Below are 24,751 nucleotides of genomic sequence, written 5' to 3' on the forward strand. Positions count from 1 at the left end.
CGACCGCCCCGTATTGGTGTGGAAAGTTATCTCACACTAACGCTAGGGCCTGTTTGGGGCAGATGCGAGTCAATGATTATTGCCGTCTGTTTCATCCCCCGCCATGCGGCACACAGGTGCCGGGCGGGGGTAGCCCATAAGGCTTAGCGGCGCAGAAAGGTTGGAATTTCCAGCCCGTTATCGCCTTCACCATGGCGGGGTGCACCCTGCTCGGCCTGGCTGATGGTGGGGTGAGACTGCGCTACAGGCTCTTCCCGTGTTTCTGGTGTGGTGGCCCGGCGGAATGCACCAGTCACGCGGCCAAACAGGCTCCGTGCATTGGGGTCCTGCACAGGGTAGGCCGAGGGACGCGGCGGTTCGCTGAACAGATTGGCATGTTTGGATGCAGCAGGCGCTGGTGCGGGGGCCGGTGCAGGCTGGCGGGGCTGTTGTGCCGCAGCGGCAACCTGACCGGGAACCATGTGCGCCGGGGGGGCGGCATGGCCGGGCTGGGGAGCATAGGCCTGCTGCTGTACGGGGGCACTCTGCTCGGCCACGGGGGGCTGAGGCTGTGCAGGCGGCGGCGCGCTGGGCTGTGCCGCAGGGGCAGCGTAGGTCTGTTCCGGCTGGGCTTCGGTTTCCACTGCTGCCAGATGCGGGCGTTCAGCCGCGCCTGAGGGTACGTCAATCCCCGTGGCAACAACGGATACGCGTACGCGCCCGCTCATTTTTTCCTCAATGACCGTACCAAAGATCATGTTGGCGTCTTCTGGTACTTCACGGCAGATGCGGTTGAAGGCTTCTTCCGCTTCAAAGAAGGTCATGTCTTCACCACCGGTAACATTGACCAGCAGGCCCTTGGCGGTAGCCATGCAGGTATCTTCCAGCAGTGGGTTGGAAATGGCGGCTTCGGCAGCTTCCACCGCACGGTTTTCACCTTCGGCTTCGCCCGTACCCATCATGGCCTTGCCCATTTCCGCCATAACGCTGCGGATGTCGGCAAAGTCGAGGTTGACGTAGCCGCGTTCCATCATCAGGTCGGTAACGCCGCGCACGCCCATGTTCAAAACTTCGTCAGCCAGCTTGTAGGCTTCACGCAGGGTGGTGCGTTCGTTGGCAATACGGAAGAGATTCTGGTTGGGGATGACAATCAGCGTATCAACATACTGCTGAAGTTCCTGAATACCTTCATCCGCTACACGTGCGCGGCGCTTGCCTTCGTAGGCGAAAGGCTTGCTGACCACGCCAATGGTCAGAATGTTCCGCTCACGCGCCATGCGGGCAATAACTGGTGCTGCCCCTGTACCCGTGCCCCCACCCATGCCGGTGGTGATGAACACCATATGTGCGCCGTCCAGGTAGCGGGCAATTTCGTCCGCTGCTTCTTCCGCTGCGGCACGGCCCACTTCGGGCTTGGCGCCTGCGCCAAGGCCGTGGGTCAGGTGCGGGCCAAGCTGGATGCGGCTGTCGGCCAGACTTTTGGCCAGACTCTGCGCATCGGTGTTGGCTACAACAAACTCCACACCCTGCAGGTTGGAGGCAATCATGTTGTCAACCGCGTTCGTCCCCCCGCCGCCAACGCCTATAACGGTGATCTTGGGCGAAAAATCAGCATGAGTCTGGGGTGGAACGGTTAGGTTGAGTGTCATGTGTCTCTCCCGGACTGCGGCGGGTTAACAGGGGCGTTGTAGATAAGATTGCGAATAGTTTACCAACCTTTTGCGGGGCAAATCAAACCCTCTCACGAATAAAAGCAACCAGTTTTTGTAAAAAACCAGTTGGCGCGGCTTCGCGGAATTCCACATCACTGAACGGACGCTCCGCACTGGCCGCCCAGAACAGCAGGCCAGCAGCCGTGGCAAAGCCTGCTGCGGCTGCCGTATCTTCTGGCAGACCCGCAATATTCTTGGGCCTGCCCAGACGGACCGAGCGCGTAAAACCAGGGCCGGAATGACGGCCAACACTTACCGGCACCCCCAGAATACGCTCGGCCAGCGGGCGGATTCCATCCAGCAGGGAGCCTCCTCCGGTCAGCACAATGCGACCACTGGCGGCCATGCCAAGGCCCGCGCCATCCAGTTTTTCGCGCACCAGTTCCAGTGTTTCTTCCATACGGGGGCGAATGATGCGGCCAAGCTGGGCGCGGGAGATCTGCTCAAAATGAGGCACATCATTGCCCAGCAGTTCCACGGTCAGGATTTCGTCCTCCACGTCGGAGGAGAGGTCCGCACTGCCATACACGGTTTTCAGCCGCTCGGCATTGTCAAGCGATGTGCCAAGCCCGCGGGCTATGTCACGCGTAACATGCAGCCCGCCAACCCCGATCTGGGCGGTGTGCAGGATCTGGCCTTCACCAAACACGGCAAAGGATGTGGTGCCCCCGCCCATGTCCACAACCGTTGTGCCAAGGTCGCGTTCATCCCTGTCCAGCACGGACAGGCCGGATGCCAGCGGGGAGGATACAAGAGCCTCCATGCGCAGTTCGGCACGGCTCAGCACGGTTTCAAGGTTCAGCAGGGCGGTGGTGGCGGCATCAATAATATGCAGGCGCGCCTTGAGCGTTTCGCACAGGTGCCCCCGTGGGTCAGACACGCCCTCAGTATCATCCACCGTAAAGTCTATGGGCAGGGTGTGAATGACCTCGCGCCCCTGCACGGTGGCCTGCACGCGCCCTTCCGTAACCACGCGGCGGATGTCCGCCTCGGTTACGACCCGCCCGCCAATGGGCCAGCGCACATTGAACAAGCGGCTGGCCGGATGCCCGCAGGACAGGTTGACCACCACCTTGTCTATGGTGCGCTCGGCCATGTTCTCAGCCTGCGCTACGGTTGCGCGTATGGCGGCTTCGGCCTCCTGCAACTCGGTTATGGCGCCATTGCGCACACCAGCGGAGCGGCGCCAGCCAAAGCCCGCCACGCGCAGCATGCCGTTGGGCTCCCCCTTGCCAATAAGGCAGGTAATTTTGGTCGAGCCAATATCCAGCACCGCACTGTAGCCGTTGCGCCATGTGTGCGGGCGTTTGTTGCGCTCACTGGGGGGGAGCGGAAGGGATGCTTCCCCCCCGCTCATGCGCAGTGTGGGGGAGGCTGAAGAATGGCTCCGCTTTTTGTGCAGCCGGTCCGCCAGACTGAGTGCGGGGGAAGCAGGGGAGTGCGCGGCGTCATTCATCTCGGCTTTCCTCCGTGGGGGATCGGGTGGGCTGGGTGTGGTGGGGTGTGTGCTGCGGGCTGCTTTTTGCGCCATCCCCTGCCGGTGCGGAGGGGGCAGGGGGCGGTTCAGGAGGGCGTTCACGTATGGTCAGCCGGTCGGGCAGGCGCATGTCAATCAGTTCAACGGGGCGGTCAAGCAGCTGTGTTGTGGCGTTAATTCTGGCCAACCGGTGAATGGCCGGGGCTTCCTCCCCTTCGGGCAGGAGCACGGTTGCGCCATCTTTCAGGCTCAGGTTCCAGCGGCGGTCGCTTACCCGTACAGCGGCTGTTACGTGGGATTTTACGTCCGGTTCCTGTGCCAGCACGTCTATCAGGGCGGCGGCGTTTTCGTTCGCGCCGTCACCTACGACCAGTGGCAGTTTGGCAAAGGCGGTGGCGTCCTTGTCGTTCGCGCCCTGATCCGGCACTTTCTGCCCCTGCCGGTCGATCAGGATAAAATGGCCCTGATGCTGCCACACCGCATAAGGCGGGCGCTCGGTAATGTGCACGTCAATCTCGCCAGACAGGTGGCGCTCAACGCTTACATGGTCAATAAACGGCAGGGCGGTCAGGTTCTCACGCGCGCGGGTGACGTTGAAGTTGAGAACCGGGTCCCCCACGGCAATGTTCAGGGCGGTGTGAATGGCCTCGTCACTGGTCAGGTTGGCCCCTTCAACCCGGATACTGGTCACGCGCAGGGCGGAGGTGCCCAGTAATTTGTCCCGCAAGGGGGCAATCTGTTTTTGCAGGGCCGGAAGAGGCACCGCCAGATAAACAGCAGCCCCGGCCCCCGCCAGCAGCATAAGCCCGATAACGGGCCGCAGCAGGCGTTTTTGGCGCTTGAGGAATAATCCCGTGCGGGAGGGGCGGCTGGCGGGGCGCTTCATTGGCGGCAGGTGGCCTGCTCAACAAGCCAGTGGCACAATGCGGGGTAGCTAATGCCGCAATAGGCGGCCTGTTCGGGCAGGAGCGATGTTGCGGTCATGCCCGGCTGGGTGTTGACTTCCAGCAGGATCAGGCGCGGGTTGGCCGGGTCTGCATCATCCAGCCGGAAATCCGAGCGTGATGCCCCGGCACATCCCAGCGCCTTATGGGCTTCTACCGCCACGTCCAGTGCGCGCTGGGCAACATCGGGGGCAATGCGCGCGGGCAGTTCATGCCGTGAGCCGCCGGTATTGTATTTGGCGTCGTAATCGTAAAAATCGTGGCCGCTGCCGGTGGGGGTAATGTCTGTTATGGTCAGGGCGCGTTCGCCCATTACACCCACGGTAATTTCACGCCCGGGAATAAACTCTTCTACCAGCGCATGCGGGCCAAATGTCCAGTCCCGCACAATGCGTTCGCGCACATTGGCACCGGGCCGCACGATGGAGACACCAACGGACGAGCCTTCGCTAACGGGTTTAACCACGTAGGGGGCTGGCAGGGGGTCACCTTCGGCAAGTTCGGCAATATCAATGACCCGGCCTTCGGCCACGGGCAGGCCAGCGGAAACAAAAGCAGCGCGGGCGGCCGCCTTGTTCATGGCTGTGGCGGATGCCCGTACGCCAGAATGTGTATAGGCAAGGCCCATCCAGTCCAGAATGCCCTGAATACAGCCGTCCTCGCCAAATCGGCCATGGAGTGCGTTAAACACGACATCGGGTTTTTGTGCGCCCAGTTCGGCAACCAGCGCGCCCAGATCGGCCCCCGCATCAAGCGTGCTGACCGTATGGCCTAGACTGCGCAGGGCCTCGGCCACGCCCTGCCCGGAAGACAGGCTGACAGTCCGCTCGGACGATATGCCGCCCATAAGCACGGTAATCCGTTTGGAGGTGCTCATGCGCGGGCTCCCTGTGTGCGGCCAAGACGTTTGATTTCCCAGTGCAGTTGCACGCCCGAATGCTGGGCAACGCGCTGGCGCACGGTATCCCCCAGTGTTTCGAGGTCATGGGCGGTGGCATTGCCGAGGTTGATCAGGAAGTTGCAGTGTTTTTCGCTGACCTGGGCATCGCCCTGGCGCAGGCCACGGCAGCCAGCCTGATCAATCAGCTCCCACGCCTTGCGGGCGGAAACCTCGGGTTCGGGGTTGCGGAAGGTGGAGCCACCCGTGCGTGCGCGCACAGGCTGGGACTGCTCGCGCGCTGTGCGAATATCGCCAATGCGTGCGGCTATGTCCGCCGGGCTGGCAGGCATGCCGCGCAGGCGCGCACGCACCACCATGGCCCCTTCGGGCAGGCCGGAGCGGCGGTAGCCAAAGCGCAGGGCGGCGTTGCCAAGGCGGACCATATTGCCATCACGGGTCACAATTTCCGCCCAGTCCAGCACGCTGGCAATATCCGCTCCATAGGCTCCGGCGTTCATGCGCACGGCCCCCCCGATGGAGCCGGGAATACCTGCCAGAAACTCCAGCCCCGCAAGCCCGGCCTGTGCCGCGTGTTCGGCTACTGTGGCATCCAGGCATGCGCTGCCCACCACAAGCCCGTCCGCTTCCACAGCAATATCGGCAAAGCCGCGGGCCATGCGCACCACAATGCCGTCCAGCCCGCCATCGCGGATAATCACGTTGGAGCAGGCTCCAAGGGCAATAACGGGCAGTTCGGGGGAAAGGCGCTGGAGCATGCTTGCCAGATCATCCGCATCCCTGGGCTGGAACAGCCATTCCGCCGGACCACCAACGCGGAACCACGTACGCGCCCCCAGCGGGGCCTGCGCGGTAACGCGTCCATGCGTGCCGGCAAAGGCGTGGCGAACCATATCTTCCAGCGTGGTTGCGGGCGTGCTGTTCATGCCGCGCTTCCACCTTTCTGTTCAGCCTGCAAGGCGGCAAGCTGGGCAGGCAGAGCCTGCGCCCAGTTGGTAATGGTGCCCGCACCCAGACACACAACATAGTCCCCCGGCTTGGCAATGGCGTTGATCATTTCCGCCAGATGTTCAGGGCTGGAAAGCGGGACAACGGAGCGGTGGCCGCGTTCACGCAGCCCTTCTATCAGCCTGTCGCGGCTGGCATCGGGCAGGGGGTCTTCGCCTGCGGCGTACACGTCGGAGACAATAACCGTGTCGGCATCGTTCATGCAGGTGCAGAAATCGGCAAACAGGGTTCTCAGGCGGGAGTAGCGGTGCGGCTGCATGACCGCAATAACCCGGCTGGCTCCAGCCTGGCGGGCGGCCTTGAGCACGGCGGCAATTTCCACCGGGTGGTGCCCGTAATCATCAATCACGGTAATGCCACCGGCTTCCCCCGTACGGGTAAAGCGGCGCTTGACCCCCCGGAAGCTGGCCAGCCCGGAACGGATCACATCATCACTGATGTCCATTTCGGTTGCGACGGCAATGGCGGCAAGGGAGTTCTGCACATTATGCGCGCCCAGCATGGGCAGGCGGAAAGGCCCGGCCTTGCGGGTGCGGCGGGTAACGCGGTCTGTCAGCGTGACCTCAAACGTAGCGCCCAGCTTGTCGGTAATTACCTTTTCGGCCCGCACATCCGCCTGTGGGGAGAAGCCGTAGGTGACAATCCGGTGGTCAGACAGGCGCGGAATCATCTGCTGCACGGCAGGGTGGTCTATGCACAGGACCGCAAAGCCATAGAACGGTACGTTGGAGACAAACTGGTCATACGCTGCCTCCATGGCCTCGGCAGAACCCCAGTGGTCCAGATGCTCGGGGTCCATGTTGGTAACGACCGAAATAACGGAGGGCAGGCGCAGGAACGAGCCATCGCTTTCATCCGCTTCCACCACCATCCAGTCGCCCTTACCCATGCGGGTGTTGGTGCCGTAAGCCTCGATAATACCACCGTTGATAACGGTGGGGTCCAGCTTGGCGGCTTCCAGCACGGCAGCCACAAGGCTGGTGGTGGTGGTTTTGCCATGTGTGCCGCCAATGGCTACGGACCAGCGCAGGCGCATGAGTTCGGCCAGCATTTCCGCCCGGCGGACAACGGGAATCAGCTTGGCGCGGGCTGCAACAACTTCGGGGTTGTCACGCTTGACCGCGGTGGAAATGACCACAACCTGCGCATTGCCCAGATTGGCGGCGTCATGCCCGATTGTAACCGGAATGCCCGCAGCCCGCAGGCGTTTGACATTGGCGTTTTCCGCTATGTCCGAGCCCTGTACGGAGTAGCCCAGCAGGCACAGAACCTCTGCAATGCCGGACATGCCAATGCCGCCAATGCCGACAAAATGGATGGTTCCGATGGAAAGGGGCAGGGCTCTCATGTGCGTGTCTCCGTCTCGTGTGAGGGCGGATGGGCGGGTGAAGGAGAAAGTTGGAGGCATTCTTCTACTATATCAGCCAGACGGAGGGCGGCATCCGGGCGGGCCAGCGTGGCAGCGGCGGCTGCTGCGCGGGCCAGGTCGTCCGGGGCGGTGAAAAGGTCTTGCAGGCGGGCTGCCAGTGTTTGTGCGGTAAAGTCGGGCTGGCGGATCATCCAGCCTGCGCCCGCGTCGGTTATGGCGCGGGCGTTTTCGGTCTGCTCATCGGAGGCGGCAATAGGCAGGGGGACCATGACCGCAGGGCGGCCTGCGGTGGTAATTTCCGCCACCGAGGAGCCGCCTGCCCGCCCGATGACCAGATGGGCTGCGCGCAGGATGTCGGGCACATCGTTCAAAAACGGCTCCACACGGGCCTGTACGCCAATATCGGCATAGGCTTTGCGCACGGTGTCCACGTCATCCGCGCGGGCCTGCTGAGTAATGTGGATGCGTGCGCGCAGGGCGGCTGGCAGGCGGCCAATGGCTGCGGGCACCACCTGCGAAAAAATGCGCGCCCCCAGCGAGCCACCCCAGACCAGCAGGTTGATCGTCCCGTTCGGGGTGGGCCATGCTTCCCCCGCCAGCGCGGCAATGCCGGGGCGCACGGGCATGCCGGTCAGCACGGTTCTGGCCCCCATGGGCAGCTTGGCCACGGTGGGGAAGGAGGTGGCAATTACGTCAGCAAAGCGGGAGAGCACGGCATTGGCCTTGCCCAGAACGGCATTGCCTTCATGAATGATCAGCGCAGGGTGCCTGCGGCCCAGCAACCGCGCGCCCAGCAGGGGCGGAATGGAAGGGTAGCCGCCAAAACCGATGACCGCATCAGGCTGAAGAGTGTGCAGGATGCCCCGTGCCTTCCATGCGCTGGCCAGTAGCGTAACCCCTGCGCGCAGGGCGCGTACGGGGCCACGCCCGGCCACACCTGCACCGCGCAGCACAAACTGTGGTGCATTGGCAAAAACGCCGCTGGTGCGTTTGCCTGCGCGGGCATCGGTCATCAGCACAATGTGGTGGCCACGGGCAACCAGTGCGTCAGCCAGTGCTTCAGCGGGGAAAAAATGACCGCCAGTGCCCCCGGCCGCGATCACAATAGTCTGTGGCTTCATGCTGACCGCCATTGTCTGAGAGTGGAGATAAAGCCATTGCCCGAGCGCAGGCCCCCCGGTTGCTGCCGGGTCAGGGCCAGCACCATGCCAATAGCCAGAGCAACAGACATGGCCGAAGACCCCCCATAGGAAATGAATGGCAGCGTCATGCCCTTGGTGGGGATAAGATGCAAGGTGGAAGCCATGTTAACAAACGCCTGAAGGCCAAAACCCGTTAGCAGCCCGGTGGTGGCGATGACCACAAACGGGTCATCCTCGCGGATCAGGCGCAGCAGGGTCCGCACCACAATGGCGGCAAAAACGCAAATGATCAGCAGGCAGATGACAAGCCCGTATTCTTCCCCCGCCACGGCAAACACAAAGTCCGCATGGGCGTCGGGGAGCAGATCCTTGACCCGGCCTTCACCCGGCCCGCGGCCCATAAGCCCGCCATTGCCAAAGGCGCGCAGGGCCGTATCAATCTGGTAATGATCCCCCACATTGGGGTGCATGAACCGCTCCACGCGCGAGCGCACATGCGGGAAGATAAAAAACGCGGCAATGCCTGCCGCAATCATGCAGGCAAAACCAAACCCCACAAAAATCAGGTTCAGCCCGTCCACAAACAACTGGACCAGAAAAACAGCGGTAATAACCGTAAGCATGCCAATGTCTGGCTGGGATTTAAGCAGCAGCAGAATAAGCCCATATAGCCCGAATGCGATGAGCATCCCCGGAAAATAGCGCGAAATACGGCGCTGGGTCAGCAGCCACCCCGTGACCACGGCAAAGCAGGGCTTGAGAAACTCCGATGGCTGCAAAGACATGAGCGGCAGCGCAATCCAGCGCCGTGCCCCCTTGATCTCGATCCCGTGGACCAGCGTAAGCATGGTCGCACCCAGCATGAGCGCCCCCCCGATCAGGGAGAGCCGCAGCACCGTCCGGCGCGAGAGCATGGAAACCCCGGTGACAATAACCCCCGCCACGCTCAGGAACATGACCTGCTTGAAAATGAACATGTTGCGCGACGCACCAATGCGCACCGCAACCGCCGGGCTGGCCGCAAGCATGAGAATGTAGCCAAAGCCGATAAGAATGAAGGTGCAGACCAGCGTTGTCCGGTCCACGTTCCGCCACCAGCGGCCAAAAGGCGAATCATCAGTGCGGGAATAACCGGCCATGCTTGTCCTACTGCCCCGTCGTGCTCATCTGCTGCGTACGCACAGCATGGGCCAACGCCTGAAAATGCTGCCCGCGTGCCTCAAACCCGGCATACTGGTCAAAGCTCGCACAGGCGGGTGAGAGCAGGATAACGGGCGTATGGGTCTGCTGTGCAAGACTGTAGGCTTGGGGGACTGCTTTTTCCAGTGTCTCCACCACGGTATGGGGCACGTTGTGGCGCGTAAGGGTTGCTGCCAGTTCCGCTGCATCCCGCCCGATCAGGAAGGCATGGGTGATACGGCCAAAATATGGGCTCAGGCTTTCTATCCCGCCTTCCTTGGCTATTCCCCCTGCAATCCATACCAGCCGGTCATAGCACCCCAATGCGCGGGAGGAGGCATCGGCATTGGTGGCCTTGCTGTCGTCTATGAAGGCAATGTTGTTGCAGGTTTCAACCAGCTTCTGCCGGTGTGGCAGACCGGGGAAGGAGGCAATGGCCTGTGCTGCCATGGTATCCGCAATACCCAGAAAACGGGCCATGGCCAGTGCGGCGGCTGCATTCTGGGCATTATGCGCACCCGGCAGGGCGGGGGGCAGTGTGGCCAGTGCCGCGCTGTTGTGCCAGACCGCGCCATTCTGGCCGTAATAGCTGGCGGCAGGGTTGGTGCCGGACACGGTTATGCAGGGTGTGGCCGACTGGGCCAGATGCCCGGCAATGCGGGTGCATTCAGCATCGTCAATGCCAATCACGGCAATATCGTGTGCTGTCTGGCCCGCAAACACACGTTGCTTGGCCAGTGCATACCCGGCCATGCCTGCGTGGCGGTCCAGATGGTCCGGGGTCAGGTTGAGCAGGCAGGCGGCATCAAAATGCAGGGTATCCAGCCGTTCCAGCATGTAGGACGACATTTCCAGCACATACACGCCGTTATCGGGGAGCAGGGGCAGGGCCAGTGCTGCGGGACCAAGGTTGCCACCGGCTGCAACCGGCACACCGGCCTGTTCCAGAATATGGGCCAGCAGGGTGGTGGTGGTGGATTTGCCGTTGGTGCCGGTAATGCCCGCAAAGCGTGCCTTGCTGCCTGCGGCGCGGACTGCGCAATAAAGCAGTTCCGCATCGGACAGAATGGGCACACCCGCTGCAATGGCCAGTGCGGCAACCGGGTGCACACGCGGCAGGTGGTGCGGAATGCCGGGGGAGAGAACAAGCGCGTCAAACCCCGCCATATCCTCCAGCGGGGCGCAGGTAATGCGGGCAGCCTGCTCGGGGGGCATGTGGGCCAGCGCCTGGGTCAGGCCTTGGCGTCCGGCCTCTCCATCATCCCATGCCTGAACATGCGCGCCACATGCGGCCAATGCCTGCACGGCGGGCAGGCCATTGCGGCCAAGGCCCAGCACGGCAAAACGTTTCACGGCAAACACAGTGGGAGGGAAGGTGCTCATCGCAGTTTCAGCGTGGCCAGACCACACATGCCCAGCACGATGGAAACAATCCAGAACCGGATGACAATCTTGGGTTCAGCCCAGCCCTTTTTTTCAAAATGGTGGTGGATGGGCGCCATAAGGAACACGCGGCGGCCCGTGCGCTTGTACCAGAACACCTGAATGATGACCGAGAGCGTTTCAACCACAAACAGCCCACCAACAATGCACAGCACCAGTTCGTGCTTGATGGCAACGGCCAGCGAACCAAGTGCCCCACCGAGGGAGAGCGAGCCCGTATCCCCCATAAATACGGCGGCAGGTGGCGCGTTAAACCACAAAAAGCCTAGCCCGGCCCCAACAAGGGCTGCGCAGAACACTGCCAGTTCCCCCGTGCCGGGCACGGCATGGACCTGAAGGTAGTCTGCAAAAACATGGTTGCCCACTACGTAGGACAGAATGGCAAACACCAGTGCCGCCACCACCACGGGGCCAATGGCCAGCCCGTCCAGCCCATCGGTAAAGTTGACCGCATTGCCAAAGCCGGTAATCACGATCATGGCGAACACGGGGTAGAGCAGGCCGAGGGGGAGCAGCAACTCCTTGGCAAAAGGGAAGGCCAGATGGTTGGCCAGTTCAGGCGGCATCAGATACTGCAACCACCCCCCGCATATGAGCGATATGGCAAATTCCGAGCCAAGGCGCGCCCGTTTGGAAAGCCCATCCGTGTTGCGCCGTGCCAGTTTGCGGTAGTCATCGGCAAAGCCAATCAGGCCAAAACCCAGCGTGGTCAGCAACACGGCCCATACAAAACCGTTTTCCAGATTACCCCAGAGCAGCGTAGCCACCGTGAGTGCGATCAGGATAAGCATGCCGCCCATTGTGGGGGTTCCGGCTTTTTCAATAATATGCCGTTCAGGCCCAACCGTGCGGATGGGCTGCCCGTAACGCTGGATACGGCGCAGCATGGTAATGAGCGGCCTGCCCAGAAGCAGGCTGATCCCCAGTGCGGTCATGCAGGCACAACCCGCCCGGAAGGAAATGTAACGCAGCAGGTTGAGCAGCGTAATGTGCCCGTCATGCACCGCGTGAGAGACCAGTAGATACAGCATTCAGGTGGGCTCCACGGTGTTAAGGGTTTCAAGGGCTGCAATGACATCGCGCATGCGACTACCCAGACTGCCTTTGACCAGCACGGCATCTCCCCCGCGCAGGGCGGCACAGGCCAGAGGCGCAAGGGCGGCGGCGTTGTCCGCCCATGCGCCCTGTCTGGCGGGGGGCAGAGCATCGAAAAGGGTTTTCATGTAAGGTCCGCAGCAAAAAACAAGATCGGCCGAGGCAGCCGCTACTGGGGCAAGGGCTGCGTGTTCAGTTGTAGAGAATGTTCCCAGTTCGCGCATATCGCCCAGAATGGCAATGTGGCGGGAGGCAGGCAGGTGGTGCAGGACGTCCAATGCCGCGCGGATGGAGGCGGAAGAGGCATTATAGCTCTCGTCCAGCAGGGTTATGGCCCCTCCCGCAATGTGGCTGAGTGCCCCCCGGCCCTTACCGGGGGCAAAACCTTGCAGTGCCGTGGCTGCTTTGGGCAGGTCTGCCCCAAGGGCTGCGCAGGCGGCCAGTGCGGCCAGTGCGTTGCGGGCCAGATGCAGGCCGGGTGCTGGCACATGCACGGCTACCTCTACCCCGGCAATGCTGGCGGTAAACTGTGTGCCATCGGCCCCGGAGTGCACAGCGCCCATATGCGCGGTGCTGCCAGGGCTGGAGCCCGTGCGCCACAGGGTTGCGTTGGCCTGTTGTGCGGCCTGAACAAAAAAAGAAGCACCGTGCGCATCATCCGGCACCACAGCCACGCCATGGGCTGGCAGGGTGGTGATAATGGAGGCTTTTTCTGCCGCAATGGCGTCCAGGCTCCCCATATGGCCCAGATGGGCGGAGCCTATGGTGGTAATAACCGCCACATCGGGGCGAACCATGCGGGCAAGGGGCAGGATCTCGCCGGGGTGGTTCATCCCGATTTCACTAATGCAGAAGGCTGCATCTCGTGGCAGGCGGGCAAGGGTCAGGGGCACGCCCCAGTGGTTGTTATAGGAGGCCTCGGCCGCATGCGTCGGGCCATTGGCGCTCAGGCACAGGCGCAGCATTTCCTTGGTGGTGGTTTTGCCCACGCTGCCGGTTACGGCCACGACCTTGCCGGTAAAACGCGCACGTGCGGCTTGGGCAAGCTGTTGCAGGCCCACCATTGTATCGGCCACCACCAGCACACGCGGGTCGGCCAGCCCATCTGCCGCATGCACCATGGCGCAAGCGGCTCCCTTGTCCAGTGCAGCCTGAACATGGGCGTGGCCATCGCTGGTATCCCCCTTAAGGGCGATAAACAGATCACCGGCGGCAAGGGTGCGTGTGTCGATGGAAATGCCGGTTATGGCCTGCTCAGTCAGGTTTCTGGCAGAGGCTTCAGGCTGTGTGCCTAGGGGGGCGGAAGGGGCTGCTGCGGGCAGAAAATGCCCACCCGTTGCCTGTTCCAGTTCCGTGCGGGTCCATAAGGAGGTCATGGCTGCCCCACTACGGCGCGAATAACTGCGGCATCATCAAACGGCAGCACGGTTGTGCCTATAATCTGCCCCTGTTCATGGCCTTTACCTGCCACCACCAGCACATCCTTTGCTCCAAGCATGGACAGGGCCTCTGTTATGGCCTGCCTGCGATCCCCGATTTCCAGCGCATCGGGCGCGCCCGTGCGGACCTCCGCACGGATTTGTGCGGGGTCTTCCGAGCGGGGGTTATCATCTGTGATTATGGCAATATCAGCGCCATGTGCAGCCGCCTGTGCCATAAGGGGGCGTTTGCCCTTGTCGCGGTCTCCGCCTGCGCCAAAAACCACCACCAGTCGCCCCTGCGCATGTGGCCGCAGGGAGGAGAGCAGGCGGGCCAGTGCATCTGGCGTGTGGGCATAATCCACATAGGCACTGGCACCATTGGGTAATACGGCGGCCCGTTCCATGCGCCCGCGTACCCCGACCAGAGCGGGCAGCAGGTCCAGTGCTGCGGGCAAAGCGGCCTCGTCCTGCACAGCCAGAGTCAGAGCCAGCAGGGCGTTATCGACCTGAAAACGCCCGGGCAGAGGGAGCATGACAGTTTTAACCAGCCCGTTGCAGCTTATGCGCAGTTCCTGCCCGGCGGGAACGGCCTTGCAGTCCAGCAGGCGCAGGGTCGTGCCGTTGGTGCCGGTCAGGCGCAGGTGCAGGTTGCGGCTCTTGGCAATGCCGTGCAGTGCATCAAGCGTTGTGGCATCCATGTCCGCATTGGCGGCGGCAATGGCGCCTTGGGGGAGCAGGGTATCAAACAGCCGCAGCTTGGCCGTGCGGTAGGCGGCCATGGTGCCGTGGTAGTCCATGTGGTCACGGGTGAGGTTGGTAAATCCGGCGGCCTGAAGGTGCAGCCCATCCAGCCGCCCCTGCTCCAGCCCGTGGGATGATGCCTCCAGTGCTGCGTAATGCACCCCTGCGTGCTCCAGCGCGGCCAGCCCGTTGGCCAGTGCAACCGGGTCCGGTGTTGTCAGGGGGGGGAAGGTAACCCCCGTACCTTCGGCGCCGGTCAGCCCCAATGTGCCAATGCCCGCCGCCTTGTGGCCCTGTAATGCCCAGATCTGGCGCAGGAAGTCGGTTGTGCTGGTTTTGCCGTTGGTGCCGGTTACGGCAACCAGATGTGCTGGTTGTGGGCCAGCCAGCATGGAAGCCCAAAGGGCCAGCACGTGGCGCGGGTCGGGGCAGGTGACAAATGGCCGCTCTGGCACACCCTGCGGCCAGAGCGTGCCGGTTGGGGCCAGAATGGCCGCCGCCCCCTGTTGCACGGCTGCTGCAATATAGGTGCGGCCATCCACCCGCGTGCCGGGGAGTGCGGCAAACACAACGCCTGGACCTGCCTGCCTGCTATCGGCCGTAATGGCGCTCACATGCGGGTCGGTGGTGGTCGCGCTCAGGTTAAGGGTGCGCAGCAGGGTGGAAAGGAGTGTGCTCATTCGTCCATGTTCTCCCCTGCTGTTTTTTTGCGGATTGCCAGAGTATGTGCCGCCGTGGTGCGTGCCAGTTTTTCTGCCTGCCGGGTGGCGCGGTGTTCGGCCTCAAGCTTGCGGGGGTCTCCGGGGTCGTTCCCCGGGCCGAGCGGGCGAACCCCCCGTGGCACCGCCGGGTGCATGGGTATGGCCAACTGGGCATCAATCTGGGCCGCGTGCTCCACATCGGGGAAAATCTGCAACATGGGGCCAATGCGTGAGATCACGCGCGAGACTGTGGGGGCCGCGTTCCAGCCTGCTGTTGTCCAGCCGTGGGTCTGGGGGGTGGGCTGTGGGCTGTCCAGCATGACGTACACGGCGTAGCGCGGCGCATTCATGGGGAAAATACTGGTAAAGGCAGAAATATTGACGTGTTTGAGGTAGCCGCCATGCGGGCCGATTTTTTCTGCCGTGCCGGTTTTTCCGCCTACAAAATACCCGGGGGATTCAGCCGTTCGGCCCGTGCCCTGCGTCACGTCCAGCCGGAGCAGCCTGCGCAGCAGCGCCGAATTGCTTTCGGAAAGAACGCGCACGCCCTGCGGAATAACCGGGGCTTCGGGCATGGGGGCACCGGTGCCTGTTGGCAGGGTGGGTAATGTCTGCCGCAGGGCTGCACTTTGCACACCCTGCTCGAACTCCTCTGCGGGGGAGGCGTCTGGCGCGGGTGGGTCGGGGTCTTCTTGGTCCAGCAGGGTGGGTGTGACCAGAATGCCACCGTTAACCGTGGCCGCCGTGCCGCGTACAATAGCCAGTGGTGGTTCGGCCACACCGTGACCAAACCCTACGGTCATGGTTGTGGCAAGGCCCCACTGGCGGGGTACCAGCGGGCGGGCGGCTTCGGGCAGTTCCACCGGCACAGGGGCAAAAAAGCCCATGCCGCGCAGCCACTCGGCCTGCCGCTTGCCGCCCACATCCAGCGCGATATGTGCTGCCGCAGGGTTGGAGGAATAGGCCATGACCTCGGGCAGGGATAACCATGGAGCAAAATGGTCGTTCTTCATGTCCCGGATGGTAAAACGCCCGATTTTGAGCGGAACGGAAGAAAAACTGTCCCATATATGGATGGTGCCAGTCTCCAGCCCCATGGCGGTGGTTTGCAGCTTGAAGGTGGAGCCCGGCTCATACAGCCCGGTTACAGCGCGGTTGAACCGCTCATCGTTTGTGGCGTGGGAAAACTCGTTGGCATCATAATCGGGCAGGCTGACCATGGCGATAATTTCGCCCGTGCGCACGTCCATGACAATGCCGCATGCGCCAATGGCCTGGAATGTATCCTTGGCAGCAGCGACCTCTTCACGCACGGCGGACTGCACACGAATATCCAGTGAAAGCCGCAGGGGCTTGCGGTCCACCAGCAGGCGTTTGTTAAAAAAGCGCTCCACGCCGGCAATGCCGTTATCATCAATATCCACGGCCCCCATAATCTGGGCGGCCATGTGGCCCAGCGGGTAGTGCCGCTGTTCCCCCGGCTCAAAATAAATGCCGGGAATACCCAGATTGTTAATGGCCAGTTCCTGCTGGGGCGTAATGTTGCGTGCGATGTACACAAACTGCTTGTGCCGGGCCAGACGCTCGGCGGTTTCAGGCTCGTTCAGGTCATGCAGGACGGATTTGAGCTTGTGGGCAACATCAACCGGGTCGATCAGCTCCTGCGGGTTGGCGTAAACCTGCGCCACCGGCAGGGAAAGGGCGAGTGTCTGCCCGTTACGGTCCACAATGGAGGCCCGGTGGACCTGCGGCAGAACGTAATCCCCCGCCAGACTGCCCTTTGGGTCAATTTTGGGTATTTTTGGCACCTGTGGTGCAATCTGGCGCTGCTCGGGCACCATGGGGTGCAGCACTGTGGCAATTGTCAGCTTGATGGCAACGCAGGCAAATAGCGCGCAAAACCCGGCGGACACACACAGCAGCCGCACATGCATTGTTTCCCTGTGCGCGCGGGCGCGCAGGTCATCCCCCGTTACACCAATTGTGCGTGTTGTTTCGGAATCATGGCGTGGGGGGCCGACCATATCGTATCAGAAGGACTTTCAGCCAAAACAATCAGTTGGTTACGGGAACAGGGGCGGGCAGGGCGTCGCTACCGCGACTCAGCAGGGACCCGTTCGTATAACCGGAAGTTGCGCGGGCTTCCATATACCCCTCTGCTACGGGTGTTCTATGTGCGCGAACAGGGTGCCAGCTTGCTGCGGCCACCGGCAGGGGGTGGCGCACAGGCGTTATGTCATCACTGTTCTGGGCAAGGCGGCGTGGGGCCATGGCCTCCGCCCGGCTGGCAGCAGCCAGCGTTGCACGCCGGGAGGCTGAGGTATCCGCATCATCCGCGCTGGCTGTTGCAAGGTTCTGGTGCAGGCTGGGGCGGGGGGCATCAGCCACCTGCACGGGCTGGTGGCGGGGTGTCACCGCTACGCGGGCAATGGGGGCATCATGCTGCGCAACCGGCGGCGGCAGTGCTGCGGGTGCAACCAGAACATGCGGTGCCTGTGCCGGGCTTTCCATGGCAACAGTTACCGGGTGTGGGCGCACAGCGCGCACAGGCAGCGGACGCGGGGGCGTGGGGGCTGCATCGGCTACAGCCAGAGTGTGTTCACGCTCGGGCTGCGGCGGGGGCAGATGCGCCGTGGTGCTGCTGGCAACCGCCACGGGGGCTGCGGGCTGGGCTGCGGTTTTGCTGCCCTGTGCAACCTGTGCGGGTGCGCTGGCCTGCGTTACGGCCACGGGTTCGTGGACCACATTGGGCAGGTGCTGCACAAGGTCTGCCATCCGCACGAACTGGGCCGGGTCCATGGACTGGAGGTAAGCCGCGTGTTTGACAACAAGAGCCGCCAGTCGCTCCGGCTGGTTTTCCAGCGCCCATTCCGTGCGGAGCATGGCGGTCTGCCCGCGCACGTGTTCGGTTTCGCTGACAATGGCGGAAATCTGCTGGTCCAGCAGGGTTGTCTGGTGCTTCTTTGTATAAAGGAAGAACCCCGATGCAATCGCCAGAACAGCGCAGCAGCATGTAAATGGGCGGGGGATCATGCACTCAATCCTTTAGTCAAAGAAGCGGATGGAGAAGGACGTTTCATCATGGCGCGCAGGCGTGCGCTGCGGGCACGGGGGTTGGCCCGGCATTCGGCATCGCTTGGGCGAATGGCCTTGCTGGTCAGGCCCACAAAAGCAGCCGGGGCCGCCGGGGCAAGCGATGCACGCGGGTCATGGCGGGAAAAGCTGACATCCTTGCCCAGAGCGCGCTGCATGGCGCGCTTGACCAGACGATCTTCCAGCGAGTGGAAAGAGACAACAACAAGCCGTCCGCCGTCATTTAACAGGGTCAGGGCCTGTTCCAGACCACGTTCGATTTCGCCCAGTTCATCATTCACGGCAATCCGCAGGCCCTGAAAGCTGCGGGTTGCGGAGTCAATGCCCGAGCGGTCCTGCGGCACCACGCTCCGGATGACCTCTGCCAGTTGCAATGTGGTGTGGAGCGGGGTTTCTGCCCGCGCGGCCACAACGGCGCGGGCTACGCGGCGGGCGTGGCGTTCTTCCCCATAAAAATGGAAAATATCGGCCAGTTCCGCCTCTGGGGCAGTGTTGATGATGTCGGCTGCACTGCGGCCCTGTCTGGCCATGCGCATGTCCAGCGGCCCGTCAAACCGGAAGGAGAAGCCACGCTCGGCCTCATCAATCTGGAAGGAGGACACGCCAAGGTCCATGACAATGCCATCAAAACGGGGGGCATGGGCCTGCTCCGCCAGTTCGGCCATGTGGCCAAAACTGCCTGCCAGCATATGCAGGCGTGAGCGGCCTTCCACTTTTTCCATTTCGGCGCACAGCACCTGCCCACGGGCTATGGCGTCCGGGTCGCGGTCTATGGCCCACACGTTGCATTCCGCCGTGTTTAAAATGGCGCAGCTATAGCTGCCCCCGCCAAAGGTGCAGTCCAGAATGGCCTCACCACGGGTGGGAGCCAGATAATGCAGCACCTCATCAAGCATGACGGGCACATGTCCGCTGCTGGGGGGCTTGATGGCGGAGGGAAGTGGGAGCGCGTTCATGGCCTAGTCTTCCCTCTGGCTGGTCTGCGATGCCGCGGGAATGGTGACACGGCGGGACTTCTGGCGTGCTTCGGCCCGGCGCAGGCGCGCAGCCTCGGGTTCCCAGATCTGAAAGATGCGGCCAACCCCCATGAATGCGGCGGTAGAGACATCATGCAACCCGGCATGTTCGCGCAGGAAGTCGGGTAGCATCAGGCGGCCTTCACGGTCAGGGTCCATGGGGTAGGCATCGGCGTAAATGGCGGCGGCAAGGTCGTCATGCTCGTCAGAGAACATGTCCAGCCGGTCCAGTGGCTCGGTCAGGCGGGCAAAGGCCACGGCTGGCCATGCCTCAATGCAGGGCAGCGTATGGGAGGGGCGGAGAATCACCAGCGCATCGCCTTCCTTTTGCTGTGACTTGAGAACGGAGCGGAACCCAGCAGGAATCGAGACGCGTCCTTTTGCGTCGAATCGATTTTCATGCGTGCCGAGGAACACACTCACGAAGTTCAGAAGTCCTTTTGAGCCAATGGTTTCTGTTCCTGGGAGGGGCGGGGAACATGGGACCGCAACCACTTTTATGGTCTGCCGTGGGATAGCATGGGATAGCATGGGACGCAAATTAAAAGCGAAGAAAAAACAGCAGAAAACAGCCGTTTATAAAGTATTCATACTTTGTTGGAGAGTCGCATGAATGTATTGATCGCGTAGAATCGAACTTGGGAAAGACATTATTTGTTCATGTTATGTTCTTTTGCAGTAAAAAGGGCATGCAAAAGCCCATGCGTGCCCAGCTTCATGCGCGGAAAAAAAGAGGGGCAAAAAATGCCAGACGGTCTGTAAGCCGGGTTCTGTCTAGCCCAAAAGGGCCTGGACGATCATTCCTCTGGGACATGTCTTGCAACATGCCTCACGCGACCAACCCGAACGACGGGGCGGGAGAACCCCCGAAACCCTAAGGTTTCTGCCGTTCCTATTCGGTCTTGCTCCCGGTGGGGTTTGCCGTGCCTCCCCTGTTACCAGCGGAGCGGTGCGCTCTTACCGCACCGTTTCACCCTTACCTTCAGCCCGTCCCATGGTTTCCCATGGCATGGAACCCGGAAGGCGGTCTGTTTTCTGTGGCACTTTCCCTAAGGTCACCCTCGCCGGTCGTTAACCGGCACCGTTCTTCCCGTGGAGCCCGGACTTTCCTCCATCATACGCAAAAACGCACAACAGCGACCGTCCGACCGTCTGGCCCGCGCACCCTGCGTTGGCGGCTGGCGCAGGTCAAGGGCTTTGTGTTGGAAAAGCGCTCTTGGCAGGAGCGGGCAAGAGCGCACATCATGCACATATGTCTGATTTTATGGTCCCCACCTCCGTTTCAACCCCACTCCGGCCCAACCTGCCCTCTCGCGTGCTGCTTGGGCTGATCCGCTGGCAGGAGCGCCGTAAAAAACGCTTACCCAAAAAAGGGGCAGGGCAGGGCAACACTGCGCAGGGTCAGGGCGGGGCACAGGTACAGGCACAGCCTGCGGCGGCACTGCCAGAGCAGCAGCATTTTCTAAAAATACTGCGCAAGGCAATGGATACGCCCTCTTTTCCCCAGCGTCTGTCCGCCCTGCCGCTGCGCAGGGTGGTGCGTGTGCAGGTGCCGGGGGCAACGGGGCCATTGGCGGCACGGCTTTACATTCCGCATGGGCGGGTACGTGGGGCAGTGCTGTACCTGCATGGGGGTGGGTTTGTGCATTGCGGCCTTAACTCCCACCACGGCATATGCTGCCGCCTTGCGCGGGCATCGGGTGCGGCGGTGCTGCTGCCCGATTACGCACTGGCGCCCGAAAACCCTTTTCCCGCAGCGGTGGAGGATTCCCGTGCGGCACTGGTCTGGCTGGCGGGGGCCTCCGCCCGGCACTGGCGCGGGCAGGTGGCGGTTGCGGGGGATAGCGCAGGGGGGAACATTGCCGCCGTACTGGCGCAGAACGGCCGGGCAGGCCTGTGCCCTAACCCGGCCCTGCAACTGCTGTATTACCCATCACTTTACGGGCGTAATAACCTACCGTCGCAGTCTACATACGAGGAAGGGTATTTTCTCTCCCGCCGCTCCATGGAGTGGTATGCTGCCCAATACATCCAGCGGGAGGAGGACTGGACACACCCGCACTTTGTGCCCGGCCACACGGCTGATCTGGGCGGGCTGGCCCCGGCCGTTATTGTTACGGCAGCATGTGACCCCATGCGGGATGAAGGGCAGGCCTATGCCTCAGCCCTCAAACGGGCCGGGGTGCCGGTGCTGTACCGCTGCTACCCCGGAACCCTGCATGCGTTCCTTAATTTTTACGCGCTTATGCCCCATGGCAAGGCAGCACTCCGCCTTGGGGGGCGCGCCTTACGCAAGGCTTTTGCGGCCAGCGCGTAAGGCGCGGTGCAGGGGCGCAGGGAGCGCTCTGCTCAGGGAATAGGGTGGAACTGGCCGGGGGAGCCTTGGTCGGAGAGGACAATCCGGTTCATGCGGTCCACTTTGAGTGTGAACAGCTTGGGCAGTTCACCCTTGGGGGCTGGGCATGTGCCGGTGCTTTTTTCCATCACGTCAATGCGTGATGCGGTGGGCTGGTCGTTCCCGTTGACAACAAACAGCAGGCAGTCTGGCCTGTCATGCGTCATGCCGTTCTGGGTGACCTTGAGCCGCAGGTGCTGGACCAGAGCCGTATCATCGTACCAGCTCTGGGCCGAAAACGTGTACCGGTCCACCAGGCGTTCCAGTATGCCGCTTTTGGCCAGAACGATCATGAGCAGCGTAAGCGGCAGCACCAGTGCCAGCCTGCGCAGGACATGCTGGCGCAGCGTCCGCTGGGCAAAGGGGCCACGTTTGGATTTGGGGGTAGGTGTGTTGGTGTCTGTCATGTCAGCATATCTTCGTGCCACAGGGCGCCATCGCGGGCCAGCAGGGAGCGGGTGGAGGCGGGGCCCCAGCTTCCCGCCGGGTAGGGTTCCAGCGGGGTCATGGCGTGCCGCCATGAGTTGAGAATGGGTTCAATCCACTGCCAGGAGGCTTCAACCTCGTCCCGGCGGATGAACAGGGCGGGGTCCCCGCGCACGGCATCGAGCAGAAGGCGCTCGTACGAATCCTGATACGTGACCGAAAAGGCATTTTCGTAAGACATGCCCAGCGTGGCATTGCGCACGCGGAACCCGCCTGCACCGGGGTCACGCACCGCCATGACAAATGAGAGTTCCTCATGCGGGGCAATGCGGATAACCAGCCGCCCCGGAGAGGGCATGTTGGTAAAGATCGGCCACACCTGCGGGCGGAACTGGATGACAATTTCGGTGGTTTTGGTGGCCAGCCGCTTGCCGGTCCGCAGGTAGAAGGGGGTATGCCCCCAGCGCGCGGTACGGATTTTGGTGCGGATGGCAACAAAGGTTTCCGTATTGCTGGCACGTCCGGTGCCCAGATCCTCGTTATAGCCGGGTACGTCCTGACGTTTGATCTCGCCTGCCACGTACTGCCCGCGAATAACGTTGCGGCGCACCATGTCCGGTGTCATGGGGCGCAGGGCGTTGAGCACTTTCAGCTTTTCGTTGCGCAGATCATCGGAGCCGAGGGAGGCCGGGGCATCCATGGCCACCATGCACAGGACCTGCAACAGGTGGTTTTGCACCATGTCGCGCAGAGCGCCCGATTCATCGTAATAGGAACCACGGCTGCCCACCCCTACGGTTTCTGCCGCAGTAATCTGCACATGGGCTATGGCCTCGGACGACCACAGTTTTTCCAGTGCGGGGTTGGCAAAGCGCAGGGCCAGAATGTTCTGCACCCCTTCCTTACCCAGATAATGGTCAATCCGGTAAATGGATGCTTCGGGGAAGAACTGCCCCACCCCCTGATTGATGGCGCGTGCGGTTTCCAGATTAACGCCAATGGGCTTTTCCAGCACCACGCGGGAGTGCTGGTTAATCAGGTTATGCCGGGCCAGTGCCTCGCAGAGCGGGGAGTAGAGTGCTGGTGCGGTAGCCAGATAAAAAACACGGGGGCGGTCGTTAGCGCTCAGCAGGGTATCAAGCGTCTGCCAGTCCCCACCGGGTTTGAGCGCGTCGAGCGTAATATAGGTCAGCAGGCCCAGAAAATGGCGCAGGGTCTGTTCGTCCTGTGCGGTTTCGGGGGCGAACTCGCGCAGGGCGGCCTCGGTCTGCTCACGGAACTGCTCCGTGTTCAGTTCCGTGCGGGCAATGCAGATGATCTGCGCATCGTCACTGAACTCCTGCGCATGGAAGCGGCGCAAAAAGGCAGGGAGCAGCTTGCGGCGCGACAGGTCGCCCGTTGCGCCAAAAATAACAAAGTCAAAAGGTCCCGTGTGATTGACCAGAGCCATGGAAAAAACATTCCCGCAAGGGTGGTGGGCAGGGCCGCCGTCAATAAAGGCGTTTGCAGGCGCTGTTACGCCACAGCGCACAAAGGCTGCTCCGCTTATGGAAGGCTCAGGACGTGTTTGCAAGGGTTAGAATGGTGTGTGATCATTGACCCCGTGCACACAGCACGATAAGCCCGCGCCTTTGGCAAGCAGCAGGATACGGGTTTTTGGTCTTCCGTATTCCTGCGCCTGAGATACGATGCGCAACTAAAGGGAGCCGAACATGGATGGCGAACAAGAAGACGCAGCAGTAGGCGGCATTGCCGCAGACCGTCTGAGAAGCATTATCGAACGGGTTGAACGGCTCGAAGAAGAGCGCAAGGCGCTGGCAGGCGACATAAAGGACATTTTTACCGAGGCCAAATCCGCCGGGTTTGATGTCAAGGTCATTCGCCAGATTATCCGCCAGCGCAAACAGGAACCTTCGGAAGTGGAAGAGCAGGAAACCCTGCTGGACATCTACCGCCGTGCGCTGGGCATGTAAGATCATCCACGCAGGCGCAACACAGGGTCGGGGCGGCTTTTGATGATGACATTGTCTTTTCCCGAATGGGTACCGCTATGGGGCCAGTTGCTGGTTCTGGCGGTGGGCATTGTGTTCGGGCTTGCGTTCATGATGATGCCTTTTGCCGTTTTTGGCGTCAAAGGCAGGCTGGCTGAACTCTCCCTCCAGCTGGAGGAACTTCAGGCAGAACTGCGCGCGCGCGCCATGCAGGGCAACAGGGTGCCGGAAGGGTATGCGGGGCATGGGGCGGAACCCCCACTCCCCTTTACCCGCCGCGCAGAGAGCGAGAGCCGGCCCGTGGTGGAGGAAGTACGCCCCCCCGTGGTGGAAAAACCAGCCACCCCACGGGGTGTGCCCGTTTTTGCGGAACTGCGCGCACCAAGGGTGTCCGACGCCTACGAGGCCCGGCAGGAAGCTCCTCCGGCGCCTTCCATGGAATCCGACCCCTACAAGTCTGCTCCGGTCAGGCGCATGCCCTGGCATGAGGAGGAAGACGAACAGCCGGAAAAAAGTGCCGAGGCCCAGCGCCGGCAAAAAGCGCCGGATGCCAACCAGGAAGCCTACCGTCCCGATTTCTCGCGTGAAGGGGGGCAGCCCCGTTCTGGCACAACGAGTGGGCGGTACGATGATTATATGGGCCGGGCCGAGCCCGTGCTGCATTTTCCCTCCCGCAACAAACCTTAACATTGGGTGTTGCGGGGGTTAGTTCCGTGGTGGC

Annotated in this window: 21 protein-coding genes and 1 other RNA gene; 3 read left to right on the forward strand and 19 right to left on the reverse strand. The window is 62.1% G+C overall.

Features of this window, described 5'->3' with window-relative positions; genetic code table 11:
- Window positions 1-143 precede the first annotated feature (143 nt).
- The 17 genes from ftsZ to rnpB all read right to left on the reverse strand — a co-directional run bounded on the left by ftsZ (window position 144) and on the right by rnpB (window position 20,374).
- Window positions 144-1,628, reverse strand: a complete 1,485-nt coding sequence (ftsZ, locus tag GOB83_RS04385) for a cell division protein FtsZ (protein WP_086645593.1) — start codon at window positions 1,626-1,628, stop codon at window positions 144-146.
- 82 nt (window positions 1,629-1,710) lie between these two features.
- The gene (gene ftsA, locus GOB83_RS04390; RefSeq protein WP_165925347.1) at window positions 1,711-3,147 is read right to left on the reverse strand and encodes a cell division protein FtsA; all 1,437 of its coding nucleotides are present in this window, start codon (window positions 3,145-3,147) and stop codon (window positions 1,711-1,713) included.
- Window positions 3,140-4,054 (reverse strand): cell division protein FtsQ/DivIB, encoded by a 915-nt coding sequence (locus GOB83_RS04395; protein WP_086645591.1) that lies wholly within the window; start codon window positions 4,052-4,054, stop codon window positions 3,140-3,142. Before GOB83_RS04395 ends, ftsA begins: the two co-directional genes overlap by 8 nt.
- Entirely contained in the window at window positions 4,051-4,989 is a 939-nt protein-coding gene (locus GOB83_RS04400; protein ID WP_086645590.1) for a D-alanine--D-alanine ligase, read from the reverse strand. Before GOB83_RS04400 ends, GOB83_RS04395 begins: the two co-directional genes overlap by 4 nt.
- Entirely contained in the window at window positions 4,986-5,936 is a 951-nt protein-coding gene (gene murB / locus GOB83_RS04405) for a UDP-N-acetylmuramate dehydrogenase (protein ID WP_165925348.1), read from the reverse strand. The genes GOB83_RS04400 and murB overlap by 4 nt, the downstream gene beginning before the upstream one ends.
- Window positions 5,933-7,366 (reverse strand): UDP-N-acetylmuramate--L-alanine ligase, encoded by a 1,434-nt coding sequence (murC, locus tag GOB83_RS04410; protein WP_086645588.1) that lies wholly within the window; start codon window positions 7,364-7,366, stop codon window positions 5,933-5,935. The genes murB and murC overlap by 4 nt, the downstream gene beginning before the upstream one ends.
- Window positions 7,363-8,508: an undecaprenyldiphospho-muramoylpentapeptide beta-N-acetylglucosaminyltransferase gene (murG, locus tag GOB83_RS04415; protein ID WP_165925349.1), complete on the reverse strand. Its 1,146-nt coding sequence runs from the start codon at window positions 8,506-8,508 to the stop codon at window positions 7,363-7,365. Before murG ends, murC begins: the two co-directional genes overlap by 4 nt.
- Window positions 8,505-9,668 carry an FtsW/RodA/SpoVE family cell cycle protein gene (locus GOB83_RS04420; protein WP_086645587.1) on the reverse strand — a complete coding sequence of 388 codons (1,164 nt, stop codon included), beginning with the start codon at window positions 9,666-9,668 and terminating at the stop codon, window positions 8,505-8,507. Before GOB83_RS04420 ends, murG begins: the two co-directional genes overlap by 4 nt.
- Before the next feature lie 7 nt (window positions 9,669-9,675).
- A complete protein-coding gene (gene murD, locus GOB83_RS04425) occupies window positions 9,676-11,091 on the reverse strand; it encodes a UDP-N-acetylmuramoyl-L-alanine--D-glutamate ligase (RefSeq protein ID WP_165925350.1) in 1,416 nt (471 codons plus the stop codon).
- Window positions 11,088-12,182: a phospho-N-acetylmuramoyl-pentapeptide-transferase gene (mraY, locus tag GOB83_RS04430; RefSeq protein WP_165925351.1), complete on the reverse strand. Its 1,095-nt coding sequence runs from the start codon at window positions 12,180-12,182 to the stop codon at window positions 11,088-11,090. The genes murD and mraY overlap by 4 nt, the downstream gene beginning before the upstream one ends.
- On the reverse strand, window positions 12,183-13,622 hold the full coding sequence (locus GOB83_RS04435) for a UDP-N-acetylmuramoyl-tripeptide--D-alanyl-D-alanine ligase (protein WP_165925352.1): 1,440 nt from the start codon (window positions 13,620-13,622) through the stop codon (window positions 12,183-12,185).
- Window positions 13,619-15,088: a UDP-N-acetylmuramoyl-L-alanyl-D-glutamate--2,6-diaminopimelate ligase gene (locus GOB83_RS04440; protein WP_165925353.1), complete on the reverse strand. Its 1,470-nt coding sequence runs from the start codon at window positions 15,086-15,088 to the stop codon at window positions 13,619-13,621. The genes GOB83_RS04435 and GOB83_RS04440 overlap by 4 nt, the downstream gene beginning before the upstream one ends.
- Window positions 15,085-17,133 carry a peptidoglycan D,D-transpeptidase FtsI family protein gene (locus tag GOB83_RS04445; protein WP_086645582.1) on the reverse strand — a complete coding sequence of 683 codons (2,049 nt, stop codon included), beginning with the start codon at window positions 17,131-17,133 and terminating at the stop codon, window positions 15,085-15,087. The genes GOB83_RS04440 and GOB83_RS04445 overlap by 4 nt, the downstream gene beginning before the upstream one ends.
- A gap of 31 nt (window positions 17,134-17,164) precedes the next feature.
- On the reverse strand, window positions 17,165-18,142 hold the full coding sequence (ftsL, locus tag GOB83_RS04450) for a cell division protein FtsL (RefSeq protein WP_165925354.1): 978 nt from the start codon (window positions 18,140-18,142) through the stop codon (window positions 17,165-17,167).
- Window positions 18,139-19,158, reverse strand: coding sequence for a 16S rRNA (cytosine(1402)-N(4))-methyltransferase RsmH (gene rsmH / locus GOB83_RS04455; protein ID WP_165925355.1), 1,020 nt, complete (start codon window positions 19,156-19,158; stop codon window positions 18,139-18,141). Before rsmH ends, ftsL begins: the two co-directional genes overlap by 4 nt.
- Before the next feature lie 3 nt (window positions 19,159-19,161).
- On the reverse strand, window positions 19,162-19,641 hold the full coding sequence (gene mraZ / locus GOB83_RS04460) for a division/cell wall cluster transcriptional repressor MraZ (RefSeq protein WP_165925356.1): 480 nt from the start codon (window positions 19,639-19,641) through the stop codon (window positions 19,162-19,164).
- A gap of 320 nt (window positions 19,642-19,961) precedes the next feature.
- An RNA gene (rnpB, locus tag GOB83_RS04465) (RNase P RNA component class A) lies at window positions 19,962-20,374 on the reverse strand.
- A 96-nt stretch (window positions 20,375-20,470) separates the two neighbouring features.
- Between rnpB and GOB83_RS04470 the strand changes: the two genes are divergently transcribed.
- A complete protein-coding gene (locus GOB83_RS04470) occupies window positions 20,471-21,535 on the forward strand; it encodes an alpha/beta hydrolase (protein ID WP_165925357.1) in 1,065 nt (354 codons plus the stop codon).
- A gap of 32 nt (window positions 21,536-21,567) precedes the next feature.
- On the opposite strand, the gene GOB83_RS04475 is transcribed toward GOB83_RS04470, so the two are convergent.
- Both GOB83_RS04475 and zwf read right to left on the reverse strand, forming a co-directional pair.
- Window positions 21,568-22,020 (reverse strand): hypothetical protein, encoded by a 453-nt coding sequence (locus GOB83_RS04475; protein WP_165925358.1) that lies wholly within the window; start codon window positions 22,018-22,020, stop codon window positions 21,568-21,570.
- Entirely contained in the window at window positions 22,017-23,489 is a 1,473-nt protein-coding gene (gene zwf / locus GOB83_RS04480) for a glucose-6-phosphate dehydrogenase (protein WP_086645577.1), read from the reverse strand. The genes GOB83_RS04475 and zwf overlap by 4 nt, the downstream gene beginning before the upstream one ends.
- Before the next feature lie 262 nt (window positions 23,490-23,751).
- Between zwf and GOB83_RS04485 the strand changes: the two genes are divergently transcribed.
- Window positions 23,752-24,012: a DUF2312 domain-containing protein gene (locus GOB83_RS04485; protein WP_086645576.1), complete on the forward strand. Its 261-nt coding sequence runs from the start codon at window positions 23,752-23,754 to the stop codon at window positions 24,010-24,012.
- Between the two features lie 42 nt (window positions 24,013-24,054).
- Entirely contained in the window at window positions 24,055-24,717 is a 663-nt protein-coding gene (locus GOB83_RS04490; protein WP_165925359.1) for a hypothetical protein, read from the forward strand.
- The last annotated feature ends 34 nt before the right edge of the window (window positions 24,718-24,751 follow it).

This window comes from Acetobacter fabarum (assembly GCF_011516925.1).
Classification (GTDB): Bacteria; Pseudomonadota; Alphaproteobacteria; order Acetobacterales; family Acetobacteraceae; genus Acetobacter; species Acetobacter fabarum.

What these genes read in the sequence shown, in the direction of transcription:
- GOB83_RS04435 (WP_165925352.1), bottom strand. Translation starts at nt 13,622, where the DNA reads ATGACCTCCTTATGGACCCGCACGGAACTGGAACAGGCAACGGGTGGG.
- ftsL (WP_165925354.1), bottom strand. Translation starts at nt 18,142, where the DNA reads ATGATCCCCCGCCCATTTACATGCTGCTGCGCTGTTCTGGCGATTGCA.
- GOB83_RS04445 (WP_086645582.1), bottom strand. Translation starts at nt 17,133, where the DNA reads ATGGTCGGCCCCCCACGCCATGATTCCGAAACAACACGCACAATTGGT.
- murB (WP_165925348.1), bottom strand. Translation starts at nt 5,936, where the DNA reads ATGAACAGCACGCCCGCAACCACGCTGGAAGATATGGTTCGCCACGCC.
- murD (WP_165925350.1), bottom strand. Translation starts at nt 11,091, where the DNA reads ATGAGCACCTTCCCTCCCACTGTGTTTGCCGTGAAACGTTTTGCCGTG.
- ftsA (WP_165925347.1), bottom strand. Translation starts at nt 3,147, where the DNA reads ATGAATGACGCCGCGCACTCCCCTGCTTCCCCCGCACTCAGTCTGGCG.
- GOB83_RS04475 (WP_165925358.1), bottom strand. Translation starts at nt 22,020, where the DNA reads ATGACAGACACCAACACACCTACCCCCAAATCCAAACGTGGCCCCTTT.
- GOB83_RS04400 (WP_086645590.1), bottom strand. Translation starts at nt 4,989, where the DNA reads ATGAGCACCTCCAAACGGATTACCGTGCTTATGGGCGGCATATCGTCC.
- ftsZ (WP_086645593.1), bottom strand. Translation starts at nt 1,628, where the DNA reads ATGACACTCAACCTAACCGTTCCACCCCAGACTCATGCTGATTTTTCG.
- mraY (WP_165925351.1), bottom strand. Translation starts at nt 12,182, where the DNA reads ATGCTGTATCTACTGGTCTCTCACGCGGTGCATGACGGGCACATTACG.
- GOB83_RS04395 (WP_086645591.1), bottom strand. Translation starts at nt 4,054, where the DNA reads ATGAAGCGCCCCGCCAGCCGCCCCTCCCGCACGGGATTATTCCTCAAG.
- murC (WP_086645588.1), bottom strand. Translation starts at nt 7,366, where the DNA reads ATGAGAGCCCTGCCCCTTTCCATCGGAACCATCCATTTTGTCGGCATT.
- GOB83_RS04420 (WP_086645587.1), bottom strand. Translation starts at nt 9,668, where the DNA reads ATGGCCGGTTATTCCCGCACTGATGATTCGCCTTTTGGCCGCTGGTGG.
- GOB83_RS04485 (WP_086645576.1), top strand. Translation starts at nt 23,752, where the DNA reads ATGGATGGCGAACAAGAAGACGCAGCAGTAGGCGGCATTGCCGCAGAC.
- murG (WP_165925349.1), bottom strand. Translation starts at nt 8,508, where the DNA reads ATGAAGCCACAGACTATTGTGATCGCGGCCGGGGGCACTGGCGGTCAT.
- zwf (WP_086645577.1), bottom strand. Translation starts at nt 23,489, where the DNA reads ATGGCTCTGGTCAATCACACGGGACCTTTTGACTTTGTTATTTTTGGC.
- rsmH (WP_165925355.1), bottom strand. Translation starts at nt 19,158, where the DNA reads ATGAACGCGCTCCCACTTCCCTCCGCCATCAAGCCCCCCAGCAGCGGA.
- GOB83_RS04490 (WP_165925359.1), top strand. Translation starts at nt 24,055, where the DNA reads ATGATGACATTGTCTTTTCCCGAATGGGTACCGCTATGGGGCCAGTTG.
- GOB83_RS04470 (WP_165925357.1), top strand. Translation starts at nt 20,471, where the DNA reads ATGTCTGATTTTATGGTCCCCACCTCCGTTTCAACCCCACTCCGGCCC.
- GOB83_RS04440 (WP_165925353.1), bottom strand. Translation starts at nt 15,088, where the DNA reads ATGAGCACACTCCTTTCCACCCTGCTGCGCACCCTTAACCTGAGCGCG.